Source organism: Streptomyces sp. LUP30, assembly GCF_001746365.1.
Taxonomy (GTDB): domain Bacteria; phylum Actinomycetota; class Actinomycetes; order Streptomycetales; family Streptomycetaceae; genus Streptomyces.
On the sequence record NZ_MJAJ01000022.1, the window covers coordinates 81,884 to 100,512 of the forward strand.

The window sequence follows — 18,629 nt, forward strand, 5'->3', positions numbered from 1 at the left end:
GCGGCGTCCGGGCGGTCTGAGGGCTCTCGCCGGAGCCGGGGCGCTCCGCGACCGTGGCCGTCCCCGTAGCGCGGTAGAACGCCGGGCAGGGACCGTCCCGGGCACGCCGAAGGGCGGTCCCCCCGTGAAACACGGGGAGACCGCCCTTCAGTGCGTCGGACTCACGCCTTACTGGTTGTACGGACCGTAGTCGTAGTCCTCCAGCGGAACGGCCTGGCCGGAGCCGGTGCCGAACGGCGAGTAGTCGATGTCGTCGTAACCGACGGCCGAGTACATCGCGGCCTTGGCCTCTTCGGTCGGCTCGACCCGGATGTTGCGGTAGCGGGACAGACCCGTACCGGCCGGGATGAGCTTACCGATGATGACGTTCTCCTTGAGGCCGATGAGGCTGTCGGACTTGGCGTTGATCGCCGCATCCGTCAGGACTCGGGTCGTCTCCTGGAAGGAGGCGGCCGACAGCCAGGATTCCGTCGCCAGCGAGGCCTTGGTGATACCCATCAGCTGCGGACGACCGGAGGCCGGGTGACCGCCCTCCTGCACCACACGACGGTTCTCGACCTCGAACTTCGAGCGCTCGACGAGCTCGCCGGGCAGCAGCTCGGCGTCGCCGGACTCGATGATCGTCACCCGGCGCAGCATCTGCCGGATGATGATCTCGATGTGCTTGTCGTGGATCGACACGCCCTGCGAGTTGTACACCTTCTGGACCTCGCCGACCAGGTGGACCTGGACGGCACGCTGACCCAGGATGCGCAGCACGTCGTGCGGGTTGGTGGCACCCACGGTGAGCTTCTGGCCCACCTCGACGTGCTCGCCCTCGCTGACCAGGAGACGGGCGCGCTTCGAGATCGGGAACGCCGTCTCGTCGCTGCCGTCGTCCGGCGTGATGACGATCTTCTTCGTCTTCTCGGTCTCCTCGATCCGCACGCGGCCGGAGGCCTCGGAGATCGGGGCGACACCCTTCGGGGTACGGGCCTCGAAGAGCTCGACGACACGCGGCAGACCCTGCGTGATGTCGTCACCGGCCACACCACCGGTGTGGAAGGTACGCATCGTCAGCTGCGTGCCGGGCTCACCGATGGACTGGGCGGCGATGATGCCGACCGCCTCACCGATGTCGACCAGCTTGCCGGTGGCCAGCGAGCGGCCGTAGCACATGGCACACGTGCCGACCTGCGACTCACAGGTCAGGATCGAGCGGGTCTTGACCTCCTCGACGCCGTGGCGCACGAGCTGGTCGATGAGCACGTCGCCCAGGTCCACGTTGGCCGGCGCGATCACCTTGCCGTCGATGACGACGTCCTCGGCGAGCATGCGGGCGTAGACGCTGGTCTCGACGTCGTCCGTCTTGCGCAGGGCGCCGTCCTCGCCGCGGACGGCGATCTTCAGCTTCAGACCGCGCTCGGTGCCGCAGTCCTCCTCGCGGATGATGACGTCCTGCGAGACGTCCACCAGACGACGGGTCAGGTAACCCGAGTCGGCGGTACGCAGGGCGGTGTCCGCAAGACCCTTACGGGCGCCGTGCGTGGAGATGAAGTACTCCAGCACGGACAGGCCCTCACGGAAGGACGCCTTGATCGGACGCGGGATGGTCTCGTTCTTCGCGTTCGACACCAGACCGCGCATACCCGCGATCTGCCGCATCTGCATCATGTTTCCTCGGGCGCCCGAGTCGACCATCATGAAGATGGGGTTGGTCTTGGGGAAGTTCGCGTTCATCGCCTCGGCGACCTCGTTGGTCGCCTTGGTCCAGATCGCGATGAGCTCCTGCGTGCGCTCTTCCTTGGTGATCAGACCGCGCTCGTACTGCTTCTGGACCTTCTCGTCCTGCGCCTCGTAACCCTTGACGATCTCCTTCTTCGCCTCGGGAACGACGACGTCGGAGATGGCCACGGTGACACCGGAACGGGTCGCCCAGTAGAAGCCGGACGCCTTCAGGTTGTCGAGCGTCGCCGCCACGATGACCTTGGGGTAGCGCTCGGCCAGGTCGTTGACGATCTCGGAGAGCTGCTTCTTGCCCACCGAGTAGTCGACGAACGGGTAGTCCTCGGGCAGCAGCTCGTTGAAGAGCGCGCGGCCCAGGGTCGTCCGCAGACGGAAGGTGTCACCCTGCTGCCACTCGGGCTCGCCCTCCTCCCGCGCCGGCGGCATCCAGCCACGCGGCGGGATGGTGCCCACCGGGAAGCGGATGTCGATCGGCGACTGCAGCGCGAGCTCACCGGCGTCGAACGCCATGATCGCCTCGGCCGTGGAGCCGAAGGACCGGCCCTCGCCCTTGGTGTCGCGCAGCTCGCCGTCGGTGGTGAGGAAGAACAGACCGAGGACCATGTCCTGGGTCGGCATCGTCACCGGACGGCCGTCGGCGGGCTTGAGGATGTTGTTCGAGGACAGCATCAGGATGCGGGCCTCGGCCTGCGCCTCCGCGGAGAGCGGCAGGTGGACGGCCATCTGGTCACCGTCGAAGTCCGCGTTGAACGCGGTGCAGACGAGCGGGTGGATCTGGATGGCCTTGCCCTCGACCAGCTGCGGCTCGAAGGCCTGGATGCCGAGGCGGTGCAGGGTGGGCGCACGGTTCAGCAGAACCGGGTGCTCGGCGATGACCTCTTCGAGGACGTCGTACACGACCGTGCGGCCGCGCTCCACCATGCGCTTGGCGCTCTTGATGTTCTGCGCGTGGTTGAGGTCCACGAGCCGCTTCATCACGAACGGCTTGAACAGCTCCAGCGCCATCGCCTTCGGCAGACCGCACTGGTGCAGCTTCAGCTGCGGACCGACGACGATCACGGAACGCGCGGAGTAGTCCACACGCTTGCCGAGCAGGTTCTGACGGAAACGGCCCTGCTTGCCCTTGAGCATGTCGGACAGCGACTTCAGCGGACGGTTACCGGGGCCCGTGACCGGGCGACCACGACGGCCGTTGTCGAAGAGCGCGTCGACGGCCTCCTGGAGCATGCGCTTCTCGTTGTTCACGATGATCTCGGGCGCGCCGAGGTCGAGAAGCCGCTTCAGACGGTTGTTGCGGTTGATCACACGGCGGTACAGGTCGTTCAGGTCGGAGGTCGCGAAGCGGCCACCGTCCAGCTGCACCATCGGGCGAAGGTCCGGCGGGATGACCGGCACGCAGTCGAGCACCATGCCCTTGGGGCTGTTGCTGGTCTGCAGGAACGCGGAGACGACCTTCAGGCGCTTGAGCGCACGGGTCTTCTTCTGGCCCTTGCCGGTGCGGATGATCTCGCGGAGCTTCTCGGCCTCCTCGTCGAGGTCGAAGGACTCCAGGCGCTTCTGCAGCGCCGCGGCGCCCATCGAACCGTCGAAGTACGTGCCGAAGCGGTCACGCAGCTCGCGGTAGAGGAGCTCGTCGCCCTCCAGGTCCTGGACCTTGAGGTTCTTGAACCGGGTCCACACCTCGTCGAGACGGTCGATCTCGCGCTGCGCACGGTCGCGCAGCTGCTTCATCTCGCGCTCGGCGCCTTCGCGCACCTTGCGGCGCACGTCGGCCTTGGCGCCCTCGGCCTCGAGCTCGGCCAGGTCGGTCTCGAGCTTCTTGGCGCGGGCCTCCAGGTCGGAGTCGCGACGGTTCTCGATCTGCTGACGCTCGACGGAGACGTGCGCCTCCAGCGAGGGCAGGTCACGCGTACGGCGCTCGTCGTCGACGAACGTGATCATGTACGCCGCGAAGTAGATGACCTTCTCGAGGTCCTTGGGAGCCAGGTCGAGCAGGTAGCCCAGACGGCTCGGGACGCCCTTGAAGTACCAGATGTGGGTGACGGGAGCGGCCAGTTCGATGTGGCCCATCCGCTCACGACGCACCTTGGCGCGGGTCACCTCGACGCCGCAGCGCTCACAGATGATGCCCTTGAAGCGGACACGCTTGTACTTGCCGCAGTAGCACTCCCAGTCCCGGGTCGGACCGAAGATCTTCTCGCAGAAGAGTCCGTCCTTTTCGGGCTTGAGCGTGCGGTAGTTGATCGTCTCGGGCTTCTTGACCTCGCCGTGGCTCCACTGACGGATGTCGTCAGCGGTAGCCAGACCGATCCGGAGCTCGTCGAAGAAGTTGACGTCGAGCACTATGCGTCAATCCCTCTCAGGGTTGTAAGTCTTGGGGTCTGATACGGGGGTCCCGGGGCCGGCCGGAGGTTCAGGGATCTTCATCGCCGAACCTCCGGACCGGACTCCCGTCAGACCTCTTCGACGCTGCTCGGCTCGCGCCGGGACAGGTCGATGCCGAGCTCCTCCGCCGCGCGGAAGACGTCCTCGTCGGTGTCACGCATCTCGATGGACATACCGTCGCTGGACAGCACCTCCACGTTCAGGCAGAGAGACTGCATCTCCTTGATGAGCACCTTGAAGGACTCGGGGATGCCGGGCTCGGGGATGTTCTCGCCCTTGACGATGGCCTCGTAGACCTTCACGCGGCCGGTGACGTCGTCGGACTTGATGGTCAGGAGCTCCTGGAGGGCGTACGCGGCGCCGTATGCCTCCAGCGCCCACACCTCCATCTCACCGAAGCGCTGACCGCCGAACTGCGCCTTACCACCCAGCGGCTGCTGGGTGATCATCGAGTACGGACCGGTCGAACGGGCGTGCAGCTTGTCGTCGACCAGGTGGTGCAGCTTCAGGATGTACATGTACCCGATGGAGATCGGGTCCGGGAACGGCTCACCGGAGCGGCCGTCGAACAGCCTCGCCTTGCCGGTCGGCTGCACCATCCGCTCACCGTCGCGGTTCGGGATGGTGTGCTGCAGCAGACCCGCGAGCTCGTCCTCACGGGCGCCGTCGAACACCGGGGTGGCGACGTTGGTGCCCGGGGCGACCTGGTCGGCGCCGATGACCTGCAGGCGCTGCGCCCAGTCCTCGCCGAGCCCGGAGACGTCCCAGCCGCGGCTGGCGAGCCAGCCGAGGTGGATCTCCAGCACCTGTCCCGGGTTCATTCGGGACGGCACGCCCAGCGGGTTGAGGATGATGTCGACCGGGGTCCCGTCCTCGAGGAACGGCATGTCCTCGATGGGCAGGATCTTGGAGATGACACCCTTGTTGCCGTGACGGCCGGCGAGCTTGTCACCGTCCGTGATCTTGCGCTTCTGCGCCACGTAGACACGAACCAGCTGGTTCACGCCCGGCGGCAGCTCGTCGCCTTCCTCACGGTCGAAGACGCGGACGCCGATGACCTTGCCGATCTCGCCGTGCGGCACCTTCAGCGAGGTGTCACGGACCTCACGGGCCTTCTCGCCGAAGATCGCGCGCAGCAGGCGCTCCTCCGGGGTCAGCTCCGTCTCGCCCTTGGGCGTGACCTTGCCGACCAGGATGTCGCCTGCGACGACCTCGGCGCCGATGCGGATGATGCCGCGCTCGTCGAGGTCGGCGAGGACCTCCTCGGAGACGTTCGGGATGTCCCGGGTGATCTCCTCGGGGCCGAGCTTGGTGTCACGGGCGTCGACCTCGTGCTCCTCGATGTGGATCGAGGAGAGGACGTCGTCCTGCACGAGGCGCTGCGACAGGATGATCGCGTCCTCGTAGTTGTGACCCTCCCACGGCATGAACGCGACGAGCAGGTTCTTGCCCAGCGCCATCTCGCCGTTCTCGGTGGCCGGGCCGTCGGCGAGGACCTGACCGGTGATGATCCGGTCGCCCTCGTTGACGATGACCTTCTGGTTGACCGAGGTGCCCTGGTTGGAGCGCGAGAACTTGGCCAGGCGGTACGTGATGTACGTGCCGTCGTCGTTGGTCGTGGTGATGTAGTCCGCGGAGACCTCCTGGACCACACCGTCCTTCTCGGCCTTGACCACGTCGCCGGCGTCGACGGCGGAGCGGTACTCCATGCCGGTGCCGACGAGCGGGGACTCGCTCTTGATGAGCGGCACGGCCTGACGCATCATGTTCGCGCCCATGAGGGCACGGTTGGCGTCGTCGTGCTCGAGGAACGGGATCATGGCGGTCGCGACCGACACCATCTGGCGCGGCGAGACGTCCATGTAGTCCACGTCGTCACCGGGGACGTAGTCGACCTCGCCGCCACGACGGCGGACCAGGACGCGGTTCTCGGTGAAGCGCATGTCGTCGTCGAGCGTGGCGTTGGCCTGCGCGATGACGAACCGGTCCTCCTCGTCGGCCGTGAGGTAGTCGACCTCGTCGGTGACGATGCCGTCGGTGACCCGGCGGTACGGCGTCTCGACGAAGCCGAACGCGTTGACCCGGCCGTAGGAGGCGAGCGAACCGATCAGACCGATGTTCGGGCCTTCGGGCGTCTCGATCGGGCACATGCGTCCGTAGTGGGACGGGTGCACGTCACGGACCTCGAAGCCGGCCCGCTCACGGGAGAGACCACCCGGGCCGAGCGCCGACAGACGGCGCTTGTGGGTGAGACCCGACAGCGGGTTGTTCTGGTCCATGAACTGCGACAGCTGGCTGGTGCCGAAGAACTCCTTGATGGAGGCGACGACCGGCCGGATGTTGATCAGGGTCTGCGGCGTGATCGCCTCGACGTCCTGGGTCGTCATCCGCTCGCGGACGACTCGCTCCATACGCGCCAGACCCGTACGGACCTGGTTCTGGATGAGCTCGCCGACGCTGCGCAGACGACGGTTGCCGAAGTGGTCGATGTCGTCGGTCTCGACGACGATCGTGGTGCCGTTGTCCGCACCCGTCTCGGTCTCGCCGGCGTGCAGCTTGACCAGGTACTTGATCGTCGAGATGACGTCCTCGACGGTCAGGACGCCCGCGTCGAGCGGAGCGTCCGCACCCAGCTTCTTGTTGACCTTGTAGCGGCCGACCTTCGCGAGGTCGTAGCGCTTGGGGTTGAAATAAAGGTTCTCAAGAAGCGTCTGCGCGGCCTCACGCGTGGGGGGCTCGCCCGGACGCAGCTTGCGGTAGATGTCCAGCAGCGCGTCGTCCTGGCCCTGGGTGTGGTCCTTCTCCAGGGTGGCGCGCATGGACTCGTACTCGCCGAACTCCTCCAGGATCTGCTCGGTGGTCCAGCCGAGAGCCTTCAGGAGGACGGTGACGGACTGCTTGCGCTTGCGGTCGATGCGGACACCGACCATGTCGCGCTTGTCGATCTCCATCTCCAGCCAGGCGCCCCGGGAGGGGATGATCTTGGCGGAGAAGATGTCCTTGTCGGACGTCTTGTCGATCGAGGAGTCGAAGTAGACGCCCGGCGAACGGACCAGCTGCGACACCACGACACGCTCGGTGCCGTTGATGACGAAGGTGCCCTTGTTGGTCATGAGCGGGAAGTCGCCCATGAAGACCGTCTGGGACTTGATCTCGCCGGTCTCGTTGTTCGTGAACTCGGCCGTCACGAAGAGCGGGGCCGCGTACGTGAAGTCACGGTCCTTGCACTCGTCGATGCTGTTCTTCGGCGGCTCGAAACGGTGGTCGCGGAAAGTCAGCGACATCGACCCGGAGAAGTCCTCGATCGGAGAGATCTCCTCGAAGATCTCCTCCAGACCCGACTTCGTGGGGACGTCCTGACCGGACTCCAGAGCCGCCTCGACCCGACTCTGCCAGGCGGTGTTCCCGAGCAGCCAGTCAAAGCTCTCGGTCTGCAACGCGAGCAGGTTGGGAACCTCGAGGGGCTCCTTGATCTTTGCAAAAGAGATGCGCAGCGGGGCGGTGCTGGCGGCGTTGTTCGTATTCGCGGTCGAGGCGTTGCGCGAGGCGGCCAAGAGGGGGTCCTTCCGAGGGCTCGGACTCACTACGCGCGTACCGGCCCCTCTCTCGCGCACGGAGACGGACAGTTCCCGATCTGGCAGAAAGCCAGGTGGGAGACGTCTGATCGTCCGGGTTCAAGGGAGGGCATGCCCCTGGTGACGGGCAGGGGACAGCTAACAGGCAGCGCAAAGGGTCAGTGTAGCCACTTGGCACACTGATGTCCAGTGCGGGTTATTCGCGACCCTCGTGGTTCTCAACGCCCTCGGTCCGGTAGCCCTCAACGCACGGTGATACTGCCCTCTTCGTCGCCGATCCATGCCTCGGATTCGGATCGATGTGACGACGCGTCCTGAGAATTGCGCGCTGCGTGCGGTTCGTCAAGGCCCCCCCGCACGAACCGGGGTGCTCGGAGACACGACGAAGATCACCATACCCCCCGCTCAGAGGGGTACAAGGCAACCGTGGCCGCACCCCAGGGAACGACGAAGAGCGACCACCCAGATGGATGATCGCTCTTCGGTGCGTGGGCGTTACAGCCCCCGGAGGGGCAGTTTCAGCCTCCGCTCGCGGTCGTCGCCGACCGCAGGGTGTTACTTGACCTCGACCGAGGCGCCGGCGGCCTTGAGGGACTCGGCAGCCTTCTCCGCGGCCTCCTTGGCGACCTTCTCGAGAACGGGCTTCGGAGCGCCGTCCACGAGGTCCTTGGCCTCCTTCAGGCCCAGGGAGGTCAGCTCGCGCACGACCTTGATGACCTGGATCTTCTTCTCGCCGGCACCCGTGAGGATGACGTCGAACTCGTCCTGCTCCTCGACGGCCTCGGCGGCGGCGGCCGGACCGGCCGGACCGGCGACGGCGACCGCGGCGGCGGCGGTGACGTCGAACTTCTCCTCGAACGCCTTCACGAACTCGGAGAGCTGGATGAGGGTCATGCCCTCGAACTCGGCGAGCAGTTCGTCCTGGGTGAGAGCCATTACGGCTTTCCTTCCACTAATTCGGCTGGTGCCGGTATGTACATGTCTGGCGGGCGTACGTTCGGCCCGCTACGACCGCTGCTTCAGGCGGACTGCCTCAGGCGGCGGTCATTTCGGGAGCCGAATTACTCGGCACCGCCCTGCTCGGCCTGCTTGGCACGAAGAGCGTCCACGGTGCGGACGAGCTTCGAGGGAAGCGCCTGGAAGAGCTGAGCAGCCTGAGTCTGCTTACCCTTGAAGGCACCCGCCAGCTTGCTGAGCAGAACCTCGCGGGACTCGAGGTCCGCAAGCTTCTTGATCTCGTCGGCGGACAGCGCCTTGCCGTCAAGGACACCGCCCTTGATGACGAGGTTCGGGTTGTCCTTGGCGAAGTCACGAAGACCCTTCGCCGACTCCACCGGGTCACCGGTGATGAAGGCGACCGCCGTCGGACCGTTGAAAAGGTCGTCCAGCGTGTTGATCCCGGCCTCGTTGGCCGCAATCTTGGTCAGCGTGTTCTTCACCACGGCGTACTGGGCGTTCTCACCGAGCGAACGACGCAGCGTCTTGAGCTGCGCCACGGTGAGACCCCGGTACTCGGTCAGCACGGCGGCGTTCGAGCTGCGGAACGACTCCGTCAGCTCGGCTACCGCGGCAGCCTTGTCGGGCCTTGCCATGAGCGTCGGCCTCCTTCCGGGTGATGAGGACCGCTCAGAAGGGGCTGTGACAGACGAAACGCCCCGGCGCAGGCGCACGGGGCGTAGCTCGACCGCAAGAATTCCGTGGGAGGATTTCTCTCGGGAGCACATTCCACTGACACCTGCGCGGGTCGTCCGCATTGCAGCGAATCCTTCGGCCACCGCCCCCTCTTGCGAGAGCACGGCAACGACCAGCGGTCTTTGGCTTCTCGTGGAGAGTACGTGAACCGGTCGCCGTCAAGCAAATCCGCCCGTACGGACCACCTCAGCGGCGGGCCTTCCTCATCTCCTCGGCCATGTCGACGGTGTCCGAGGCCGGCGGGGCCTTCACGGTCACGGGCTTGCCGAAGTCGGTGAACGTGAGGGTGAGGTCGAGCTGACCGTGCCGTCCGAAGCCCTGCATGCGCAGCCGCCGTGTGCGGTCCTGGGCGTCGGCCCACAGGTCCATGGTGAGTTCGCCGACGCCCAGCTTCTCGTACTGGGCGAGGCTCTTCTCGGTCCGCTGCCGGACGCTCGTCTCGGCGTCCTTGTACGAGGCGCGGATGGCGTCGAGGGTGGCGGTGCCCGTGTAGTGGGTGGTGCTCACGCCCCCGACGGTCTCCACACCGGCCTTCTTCAGGTCGTCGGCCGCGACGAGGAACCCGCTCTCGTGGGAGGGGTTGTCGCGGACCCGGTCCACCATCGTGCCCGTGTCGACCTTGATGCCGCTCGGGGTGCCTGTCCTGCCCGGCGCGCCGAACTTGATCCAGTGCTTGCCGCCCTGGCCGGGCTGGTCGGAGCCCACGTAGAGCACCCCGCCGACCAGCCGGAACTCTCCGGTGCCGCGGTCGGCCCCGCTCAGCACGGTCGACTTCAGGCTCATCGCCGGCGGCTTGACGCCGATCGCGGCCTCGCCCTTGATCCGGCCCTCCTCCGGCGTCCTGCCGGTCATCCGGTAACGCAGGGAGACGGGCTCCTCCGCCTTCCGGGCGGCCCGTGTGACGGCGGCCGCTGCGGCCGGCTCGCCCCCGCCCCCGCCCTCGGAGCCGCCCACCGCCGCACAGCCGGTGACCAGCAGCACGGACAGCCCGAGGACACCCACGGAAGACCTCATTCAACTTCCCCCAGAACCCGGACCGCGGAACTCGTACGGAGGACTTGTACGGAGGTCTCGCACCCAGAACCCTTACAGAGGTCTCGTAACTGAGAATCCGTACCGAGGACTCGCACACAGAACACACGGTCGCATCACGGCAAGACCGTGAAGGTATCCCAGCGGGGCGGTGAGGGTCCTGTGGATTACGGGCGGCTGCCCGCACCCTGCTGACGCAACAGCTCCGTGAAGTCCGCGGTGTCGGCCGCCGGGGGCTCCTTCGCCGAGACCTCGGTGCCGTAGTCGGTGTAGTAGGCGGTCTGGGTGTACCCGCCCTGCGCCGTCTGGCCCCGCTCCACCTTCTTGACCAGCAGGTCCCGGCCGTCCACCCAGATGTCGACCGTCTCGGTCGTCACGCCTGCCTGTTCCAGGGTCTTCTTCAGATCGGCGAGCTGGCTGCGGCTGAGGTTGGAGTTCTGCCGTGCGAGGTCGGCCACGTCGACCGTCCCCGCGTAGTGGGTGGTGTTCTGGCCCCGTACCTTCTCCGTGCCGACCCGGCGCACGTCCCCCGAGGCCAGCAGCAGCTTGACCGACTGGTTGGGGGTGGTGTGGGTCATCTGGTCCTTCAGATACGCGCCGGAGCTGCCGCCGAGGCTCTTCAGGTCGTCGTACGCGTACTTGATCCAGTGCTTGCCGCCGGCCTGCCGCGCGAACGCGTCGCCCATCCTGGCGTAGTAGGCGTCGGGCAGATAGCGGGCCTGCATCGACGTCGTGCCCAGCTGGCGCATCGTGTCGGCGAGGGTGCCGCCGGTGTACGTGATGGTGAGGGCGCCGGTGAGACCGTCGCCCCAGCCGAGGGCGCCGTCGGCGGTCATCGACATCAGCGAGCCGATGGTCGTGCTGGACTCGACCTTCGCCGAGTCCGCGCCGTCGGTGGACTTCTCAGCGGTGCGCAGGGCCGCGACAGGGCTCAGCCGCGGGCTGCCCTCCCCGGATCCTGTGGACCCCCCGGAGCCCTCGGAACGCCCGGACCCGCCAGAACCCCCGGTACCGCAGGCCGTCACCCCCGCGAACAGCGTCACGGCAACGATCGACAGCCCCGCCCGGCGCATGGTCGCCCGCTTCATTCGCCCACCCCCCAGATTCCCGTGCCTGCACGCTAACCCACGGCACTGACAGCCGTACGGGAAAGCGACGTACGGCAAAAGGGACGAGCCCCGCACCTCGAAAGGTTGCGGGGCTCGTCACCGACTGAGGGTGAGCTGTCAGGCTCAGACCGCGGCCGGGTCCTCCTCGACGAGGAGGTTGCGGGTGCGGTTCGGGTCGACCGGGACGCCGGGGCCGATCGTGGTGCTGATCGCGGCCTTCTTGATGTAGCGACCCTTGGCGGCGGACGGCTTCAGACGGAGGATCTCCTCCAGCGCCGCGCCGTAGTTCTCCACCAGCTTCTCGTCCTCGAAGGACGACTTGCCGATGATGAAGTGCAGGTTCGAGTGCTTGTCGACGCGGAACTCGATCTTGCCACCCTTGATCTCGGTGACGGCCTTGGCCACGTCGGGGGTGACGGTGCCGGTCTTCGGGTTCGGCATCAGACCACGCGGACCGAGCACGCGGCCGAGGCGGCCGACCTTGCCCATGAGGTCCGGGGTGGCGACGACGGCGTCGAAGTCCAGACGGCCCTTCGCGACCTCGTCGATCAGTTCGTCGGAGCCGACGATGTCGGCGCCCGCGGCCTCTGCGGCCGCAGCACGGTCACCGGTCGCGAAGACCAGGACCCGGGCGGTCTTGCCGGTGCCGTGCGGCAGGTTCACGGTGCCACGGACCATCTGGTCGGCCTTGCGCGGGTCGACACCCAGGCGGAAGGCGACCTCGACGGTGCCGTCGAACTTGCTCGTGGAGGTCTCCTTGGCGAGACGGACGGCCTCGAGCGGGGCGTAGAGCTTCTCCCGGTCGATCTTGGCGTCCGCAGCGCGGAGAGACTTGCTGCGCTTGCTCACTACTGCTCCTGGTGATTCTGAGGAGTCGTGGTCCGGGCCGAGCAGGCCCTTCCACACTTCTGCTTGGTACGGGGGGTGAGGTCAGCCCTCGACGGTGATGCCCATGGAACGGGCGGTGCCGGCGATGATCTTCGACGCGGCGTCCAGGTCGTTGGCGTTCAGGTCGGGCAGCTTGGTCGTGGCGATCTCACGGACCTGCGCCTGAGTGATCTTGGCGACCTTGGTCTTGTGCGGCTCGCCCGAGCCCTTCTCGACACCCGCGGCCTTGAGGATCATCTTCGCGGCCGGCGGCGTCTTGGTGATGAAGGTGAAGGAACGGTCCTCGTAGACCGTGATCTCCACCGGGATCACCCAGCCACGCTGCGACTCGGTCGCGGCGTTGTAGGCCTTGCAGAACTCCATGATGTTGACGCCGTGCTGGCCGAGCGCGGGGCCGACCGGCGGGGCCGGGTTCGCCGCACCGGCGTTGATCTGGAGCTTGATGAGCCCCGTGACCTTCTTCTTCTTGGGAGGCATTGCTCTCTCCGGGTCCTAGTGAGAGTTTTTTCAGCCGTCCGGTCCGGATGATCCGGATGGAGGCATACCGCACAACGATAACGGGTATCCATGCGCGGCCAAAAACCGAGCAGGTCAGGCGAGCTGTGACAGCCCGCCTGACCTGTTCGGAGGCGTGGGTTCCAGAAGGTGTCAGTTCTTCTGGATCTGGTCGAAGCTGAGCTCGACCGGGGTCTCGCGGCCGAAGATCTCCACGAGACCCTTGACCTTCTTCGAGTCCGCGTTGATCTCGTTGATCGTGGCCTGCAGCGTGGCGAACGGACCGTCGGTGACGGTGACCGAGTCGCCCACCTCGAAGTCCAGCACCTGGACCTCGACCTTGCGGGCCGGAGCCGGCTTGCCCTCGGCCTCGGCGGCCTCACGGGCGGCCTTCTCCTCGGCCTCCGGCGCGAGCATCTTGACGATCTCGTCCAGGGTCAGCGGGTACGGGTCGTAGGCGTTGCCCACGAAGCCGGTCACGCCGGGAGTGTTGCGGACGACGCCCCAGGACTCGTTCGTCAGGTCCATACGCACCAGCACATAGCCGGGGAGCTTGTTCTGACGGATCGTCTTGCGGTCGCCGTTCTTGATCTGGACGACCTCTTCCTGCGGCACCTCGGCCGCGAAGATGTAGTCCTCGACGTTCAGGGAGACCGCGCGCTGCTCCAGGTTGGTCTTCACACGGTTCTCGTAGCCGGCGTACGTGTGGATGACGTACCACTCGCCGGGGAGGGTGCGCAGCTCCTCGCGCAGGGCGACGACAGGGTCGACGGGCTCGGCCGGCTCTTCTTCCTCGGCCTCGGCCTCGTCGAGGGGAGCCTCGTCGGCTTCCTCGGCGTCGGCTTCGTCGGCGTCCTCGTCCTCGACGTGGAGCGCGGCTTCCTCGGCGGGCTCGCCCGCTTCGGCCTCGGCAGCCTCGAACTCGTCCAGGTCCTCGTCCGCGCCCTCGACGATGTCGAGCTCGTCGTCCACGGACTCGACGTCCTCGTTCAGGTTCTGGTCAGACACGGTGGCTGCTTCTTCCTGGATACATAGGGGTGGAACATGCGAAAGGGGCGCCGGATACCTCGGCGCCCTTCGCTCTTGGATCAGCCGAAGACGTACTTGGCGGCGTGGCTGAGTCCATAGTCAATCACGGTCACCAGGCCGATCATGATGACGACGAAGACGATCACCACGGTCGTGTACGTCGTCAGCTGGTTGCGCGTCGGCCATACGACCTTGCGAAGCTCCGCGACGATCTGACGGTAGAAGATCGCGAGGCGCTTCAGCGGGCCCTTCTTGGCCCGCTTGCCGCCCTTGCGTGCCTTCTTCTTCGCCTCAGGCACCTCGTCCTGGGCATCAGGCGTGTCGATGGAGCCCACGGCATCCGCCATTCGTCCTCACCTGTTCCCGGGTCGTGGCCGTGCCGCGCCCGGTGTGAGCCGCACGGCGAGTGCATTGCTGGACGTACATGCGCTGCGCACACATCCTGGTGACGGAGTGTGTAGCAGGGCCGGAGGGACTTGAACCCCCAACCGCTGGTTTTGGAGACCAGTGCTCTACCAATTGAGCTACGACCCTTTGTGTGTCCCCAACGTACCGCATCCGACCGGGTGCTCGGTGTGCACCTTTGGCGGCGCGGCTGTCGAAGGCCAACGACGTGTGAGTGTACGTGGTCTTGAGCGCCTCGTCGAACGTGAAAGGCCTGCGGGGACCTCCTCGGCGGAAGATCGCCCAACATGGCAAGCGAATCCGGACGGATGTTCAGGCCTTTGCCCGTACATGTTCAGTAGGTGAAACCCGTGTGCCGGGGTGGTTTCCGGTCTGAAACCATGGGGCCCATGAGCGCTGCAACCCCTCCCACCGAGCGCCGGGTCTCCGCCCGAGTCGGCGCGATCTCCGAGTCCGCCACCCTCGCCGTGGATGCCAAGGCCAAGGCCCTGAAGGCCGCCGGGCGGCCGGTGATCGGCTTCGGCGCCGGTGAGCCCGACTTCCCGACCCCGGACTACATCGTCGAGGCGGCCGTCGAGGCCTGCAAGAACCCGAAGTACCACCGGTACACCCCGGCCGGCGGTCTGCCCGAGCTGAAGGCCGCCATCGCCGCCAAGACGCTGCGCGACTCCGGCTACGAGGTCGACCCCGCGCAGATCCTCGTCACCAACGGCGGCAAGCAGGCGATCTACGAGGCCTTCGCGGCGATCCTCGACCCGGGCGACGAGGTCATCGTCCCGGCGCCGTACTGGACGACGTACCCGGAGTCGATCCGGCTGGCCGGCGGCGTCCCCGTGGACGTCGTGGCCGACGAGACCACCGGCTACCGGGTCTCGATCGAGCAGCTGGAGGCGGCGCGCACCGAGAAGACGAAGGTCGTGCTCTTCGTCTCCCCGTCGAACCCGACCGGCGCGGTCTACAGCGCCGAGGACGCCGAGGCGATCGGCCGCTGGGCCGTCGAGCACGGCCTGTGGGTGATGACGGACGAGATCTACGAACACCTCGTCTACGGCGACGCGACGTTCACGTCGCTGCCGGCGGTCGTCCCCGAGCTGCGCGACAAGTGCATCGTGGTCAACGGCGTCGCCAAGACGTACGCGATGACGGGCTGGCGGGTGGGCTGGATCATCGGCCCGAAGGACGTCGTCCAAGCCGCGACGAACCTGCAGTCGCACGCCACCTCGAACGTATCGAACGTGGCGCAGGTCGCCGCCCTGGCGGCCGTCTCCGGCGACCTGTCCGCCGTGGAGAAGATGCGCGAGGCCTTCGACCGGCGCCGTAAGACGATCGTGCGGATGCTCAACGAGATCGACGGCGTGCTCTGCCCGGAGCCCGAGGGCGCGTTCTACGCGTACCCGTCCGTGAAGGCGCTGCTCGGCAAGGAGATCCGCGGCAAGCGCCCGCAGGACACGGTCGAGCTGGCCGCGCTCATCCTGGAGGAGGCCGAGGTCGCGGTGGTGCCGGGCGAGGCCTTCGGCACTCCGGGGTACCTGCGGCTGTCGTACGCGCTGGGCGACGAGGACCTCGTCGAGGGCGTGAGCCGCATCCAGAAGCTGCTGGCGGAGGCCAGGGACTGACCGCTCTCCAGCCTGCTTCGGCTGAGCAGCCTGCGGGCCGTCTCCTTCGGGAGGCGGCCCGCTGTTGTGTGCGAGCAAGACCACGTTCGGGGAATCGGCTACCCGGACGACGCCCGCGTACGGCAGGATTCCTGAATGGAGCGCGTACGTGATGTCTCTGAACTGCCGAAAGCCCATCTGCACCTGCACTTCACCGGTTCGATGCGGCCCACCACCGTGCTGGAACTGGCCGACAAGCACGGCGTGCGCCTGCCAGAGGCGCTGACCGAGGCGCTGACGAGCGGGGAACCGCCGAAGCTGCGGGCCACCGACGAGCGGGGCTGGTTCCGCTTCCAGCGCCTCTACGACGCGGCGCGTTCCTGCCTGCGGGAGCCGGAGGACATACAGCGGCTGGTGCGGGAGGCGGCGGAGGAGGACCTCAAGGACGGCTCGGGCTGGCTGGAGATCCAGGTCGACCCGACGTCGTACGCACCCCGGCTGGGCGGGCTGATCCCGGCGCTGGAGGTCATCCTCGACGCGGTGGAGACGACCTCGCGCGAGACCGGGCTCGGGATGCGGGTGCTGGTCGCGGCGAACCGGATGAAGCACCCGCTGGACGCGCGCACCCTGGCCCGGCTGGCCGTGCGCTACGCCGACCGCGGGGTGATCGGCTTCGGGCTGTCGAACGACGAGCGCCGGGGCCTTGCGCGGGACTTCGACCGGGCGTTCGCGATCGCGCGGGACGGCGGCCTGCTGTCCGCCCCGCACGGCGGCGAGCTGACCGGCCCGTCGTCCGTCCGCGACTGCCTGGACGACCTGCACGCCGACCGTCTGGGGCACGGGGTGCGGGCCGCCGAGGACCCCCGGCTCCTGAAGAAGCTCGCCGAGCGCGGCGTGACCTGCGAGGTCTGCCCCGCGTCGAACGTGGCTCTCGGGGTGTACGAGAAGCCGGAGGACGTGCCGCTGCGGACCCTGTTCGACGCCGGGGTGCCGATGGCCCTGGGCGCCGACGACCCGCTGCTGTTCGGTTCGCGTCTGGCGGCCCAGTACGACATCGCCCGCGACCACCACGCCTTCACGGACGAGGAGTTGGCCGAGCTGGCCCGGCAGTCGGTGCGGGGTTCGGCGGCGCCGGAGGACGTGCGGCGAAAGCTGCTGGCGGGCGTGGACGACTGGCTGGCGTCCTGAGCCGTCAGACGGCGTCCTGAGCCGTCAAGACGCCTTTTGCCGTAAGGGCCTTCTGCCGTAAGGGCCTTCTGCCCTCAGGCCCTTCTGCCGTCAGGACGCCTTCTGCCGTCAGGTCGGCGTCGTGCGCAGCCGGGCCCGCGTCTGAGCCAGGCCCGCGTCCGAGCCGTCAGGCGGCGATGGCGGCCAGGAGGGTGCGTGCGAGGCGTGCGGCGAAGCCGTCCGCCTCCGGCCGCTCCCCCGTCACGTCGTAGGCGAACGCGCGCTGCGCGCAGGCGCCCAGCAGCAACGAGGCCGCGGCGAACGCGTCCGCGTCCTCCCGTACCCGGCCCGCCGCCTGCTCGGCCCGCAGATAGGCCGCGAGCTGCTCGATCGGCATGTGCGGCCCGGCGCCCAGCTTCCGCATGGCGTCGTCGTGCCGCCGCTTGAGCTGCTTCTCGGCGTACAGGGAGGCCGCGATCGGGAAGCTCTCCTCGTAGAACAGGGCGGCCTGGCGGGCGATCTCGGTGAGGTTGCCCTCCAGCGTGCCGCGCCCCGGCTCGTCGACGAGGCTGCTGAGCAGCGGGGTCAGCTGGGGCAGGCGTTCCGCGAGGACCCGGATGAACAGCTCTTCCTTGCTCGCGAAGTACTTGTACAGCGCCGCCTCGGAGCAGTCGGCCGCCTTGGCGATCTCCTTGGTGGTGGCGCGGCCCAGCCCGACGGTGAGCATCAGCTCGTGCGCGGCGTCGAGGATGCGGACGCGGGCCGGTCGTTCCATTCGGATTCCCCCTTGACGAGTGAGTGAATGCTTACCCACTCTAGAGGAGGCAGGGGTGAGTGAATACTCACCCACCTGACCGGAGTGGGGAGCACGCCATGAAGTTCACCGTTTTCGGCGCCACCGGGGGCATCGGCCGGGAGGTCGTCCGCCAGGCCCTGGCCGCCGGCCACCAGGTCACCGCCGTGGTACGGGATCCCGCCGGGCTCGGCGTCACCGACGCCCGGCTGGAGGTGGTCCGCGCCGACCTGACCGATCCGCAGCCGCTGCGCACCGCCGTGGCCGGCCGGGACGCGGTCCTGTCCGGGCTCGGGGCGCGCCGCCGCAAGGACGCCGGCGTCGCCGCCCGGCTCACCCGCACCGTGCTGTCGGCCCTGGAGGCGGAGGGGGTGCGCCGGCTGCTCGTGGTGAGCGCGGGCCCGGTCGGCCCGGCCCCCGAGGGCGACGGCGCCCTGGACCGCACCATGCGCTCCCTCGTCTCCGCGGCCCTGAAGGACGTGTACGCCGACCTGCGGGAGATGGAGGCCGAGCTGGCGCGCAGCACCACGGACTGGACGGTCGTACGCCCTCCGCGCCTGCAGGACAAGCCGCTCACCGGCTCGTACCGCACGGCGGTGGGCGGCTTCCCGCCCAGGGGCCGGTTCATCGGCCGCGCCGACGTGGCCCACGCGATGCTGACGATGGTCACCGACACGGGAACGGTGAAACAGGGGGTGGGGGTGGCTTACTAGGGCCGGACCGGGGCGGGGGCGGACGG

General features: G+C 67.7%; 14 protein-coding genes and 1 tRNA gene. 3 read left to right on the forward strand and 12 right to left on the reverse strand.

Annotated elements, in window-relative coordinates:
• Window positions 1–168 precede the first annotated feature (168 nt).
• The 11 genes from BG482_RS19885 to BG482_RS19935 all read right to left on the reverse strand — a co-directional run bounded on the left by BG482_RS19885 (window position 169) and on the right by BG482_RS19935 (window position 14,464).
• Window positions 169–4,068, reverse strand: a complete 3,900-nt coding sequence (locus tag BG482_RS19885; RefSeq protein ID WP_069770408.1) for a DNA-directed RNA polymerase subunit beta' — start codon at window positions 4,066–4,068, stop codon at window positions 169–171.
• Between the two features lie 110 nt (window positions 4,069–4,178).
• The gene (gene rpoB, locus BG482_RS19890) at window positions 4,179–7,664 is read right to left on the reverse strand and encodes a DNA-directed RNA polymerase subunit beta (protein WP_069770409.1); all 3,486 of its coding nucleotides are present in this window, start codon (window positions 7,662–7,664) and stop codon (window positions 4,179–4,181) included.
• Between the two features lie 576 nt (window positions 7,665–8,240).
• Window positions 8,241–8,621 (reverse strand): 50S ribosomal protein L7/L12, encoded by a 381-nt coding sequence (gene rplL / locus BG482_RS19895; protein ID WP_069770410.1) that lies wholly within the window; start codon window positions 8,619–8,621, stop codon window positions 8,241–8,243.
• A gap of 125 nt (window positions 8,622–8,746) precedes the next feature.
• Window positions 8,747–9,277 (reverse strand): 50S ribosomal protein L10, encoded by a 531-nt coding sequence (rplJ, locus tag BG482_RS19900; RefSeq protein WP_069770411.1) that lies wholly within the window; start codon window positions 9,275–9,277, stop codon window positions 8,747–8,749.
• 286 nt (window positions 9,278–9,563) lie between these two features.
• Entirely contained in the window at window positions 9,564–10,379 is an 816-nt protein-coding gene (locus tag BG482_RS19905; protein WP_256096414.1) for a hypothetical protein, read from the reverse strand.
• A 197-nt stretch (window positions 10,380–10,576) separates the two neighbouring features.
• Window positions 10,577–11,497: a hypothetical protein gene (locus BG482_RS19910; RefSeq protein ID WP_069770413.1), complete on the reverse strand. Its 921-nt coding sequence runs from the start codon at window positions 11,495–11,497 to the stop codon at window positions 10,577–10,579.
• Window positions 11,498–11,641: 144 nt separating this feature from the next.
• On the reverse strand, window positions 11,642–12,367 hold the full coding sequence (gene rplA, locus BG482_RS19915) for a 50S ribosomal protein L1 (protein ID WP_069770414.1): 726 nt from the start codon (window positions 12,365–12,367) through the stop codon (window positions 11,642–11,644).
• A gap of 81 nt (window positions 12,368–12,448) precedes the next feature.
• A complete protein-coding gene (rplK, locus tag BG482_RS19920) occupies window positions 12,449–12,883 on the reverse strand; it encodes a 50S ribosomal protein L11 (protein WP_006383482.1) in 435 nt (144 codons plus the stop codon).
• 171 nt (window positions 12,884–13,054) lie between these two features.
• On the reverse strand, window positions 13,055–13,909 hold the full coding sequence (gene nusG, locus BG482_RS19925) for a transcription termination/antitermination protein NusG (RefSeq protein ID WP_069770415.1): 855 nt from the start codon (window positions 13,907–13,909) through the stop codon (window positions 13,055–13,057).
• Window positions 13,910–13,989: 80 nt separating this feature from the next.
• Complete coding sequence (gene secE, locus BG482_RS19930) at window positions 13,990–14,277, reverse strand: preprotein translocase subunit SecE (protein ID WP_069770416.1); 288 nt, start codon at window positions 14,275–14,277, stop codon at window positions 13,990–13,992.
• A 114-nt stretch (window positions 14,278–14,391) separates the two neighbouring features.
• Window positions 14,392–14,464: transfer RNA gene (locus BG482_RS19935), tRNA-Trp, on the reverse strand.
• Between the two features lie 260 nt (window positions 14,465–14,724).
• Between BG482_RS19935 and BG482_RS19940 the strand changes: the two genes are divergently transcribed.
• Complete coding sequence (locus BG482_RS19940; RefSeq protein ID WP_069770417.1) at window positions 14,725–15,951, forward strand: pyridoxal phosphate-dependent aminotransferase; 1,227 nt, start codon at window positions 14,725–14,727, stop codon at window positions 15,949–15,951.
• Window positions 15,952–16,086: 135 nt separating this feature from the next.
• Window positions 16,087–17,118, forward strand: coding sequence for an adenosine deaminase (locus BG482_RS19945; RefSeq protein WP_069770418.1), 1,032 nt, complete (start codon window positions 16,087–16,089; stop codon window positions 17,116–17,118).
• A 166-nt stretch (window positions 17,119–17,284) separates the two neighbouring features.
• On the opposite strand, the gene BG482_RS19950 is transcribed toward BG482_RS19945, so the two are convergent.
• The gene (locus BG482_RS19950) at window positions 17,285–17,872 is read right to left on the reverse strand and encodes a TetR/AcrR family transcriptional regulator (RefSeq protein WP_069770419.1); all 588 of its coding nucleotides are present in this window, start codon (window positions 17,870–17,872) and stop codon (window positions 17,285–17,287) included.
• Window positions 17,873–17,970: 98 nt separating this feature from the next.
• Here BG482_RS19950 and BG482_RS19955 point away from each other — a divergent pair, with 98 nt between their 5' ends.
• Window positions 17,971–18,603, forward strand: coding sequence for an NAD(P)-dependent oxidoreductase (locus tag BG482_RS19955; protein ID WP_069770420.1), 633 nt, complete (start codon window positions 17,971–17,973; stop codon window positions 18,601–18,603).
• Window positions 18,604–18,629 lie beyond the last annotated feature (26 nt).

Coding starts and splice junctions, on each gene's coding strand:
- rplJ (WP_069770411.1), bottom strand. CDS start 9,277: ATGGCAAGGCCCGACAAGGCTGCCGCGGTAGCCGAGCTGACGGAGTCG.
- rplK (WP_006383482.1), bottom strand. CDS start 12,883: ATGCCTCCCAAGAAGAAGAAGGTCACGGGGCTCATCAAGCTCCAGATC.
- BG482_RS19940 (WP_069770417.1), top strand. CDS start 14,725: ATGAGCGCTGCAACCCCTCCCACCGAGCGCCGGGTCTCCGCCCGAGTC.
- BG482_RS19955 (WP_069770420.1), top strand. CDS start 17,971: ATGAAGTTCACCGTTTTCGGCGCCACCGGGGGCATCGGCCGGGAGGTC.
- secE (WP_069770416.1), bottom strand. CDS start 14,277: ATGGCGGATGCCGTGGGCTCCATCGACACGCCTGATGCCCAGGACGAG.
- BG482_RS19950 (WP_069770419.1), bottom strand. CDS start 17,872: ATGGAACGACCGGCCCGCGTCCGCATCCTCGACGCCGCGCACGAGCTG.
- rplL (WP_069770410.1), bottom strand. CDS start 8,621: ATGGCTCTCACCCAGGACGAACTGCTCGCCGAGTTCGAGGGCATGACC.
- BG482_RS19945 (WP_069770418.1), top strand. CDS start 16,087: ATGGAGCGCGTACGTGATGTCTCTGAACTGCCGAAAGCCCATCTGCAC.
- BG482_RS19910 (WP_069770413.1), bottom strand. CDS start 11,497: ATGAAGCGGGCGACCATGCGCCGGGCGGGGCTGTCGATCGTTGCCGTG.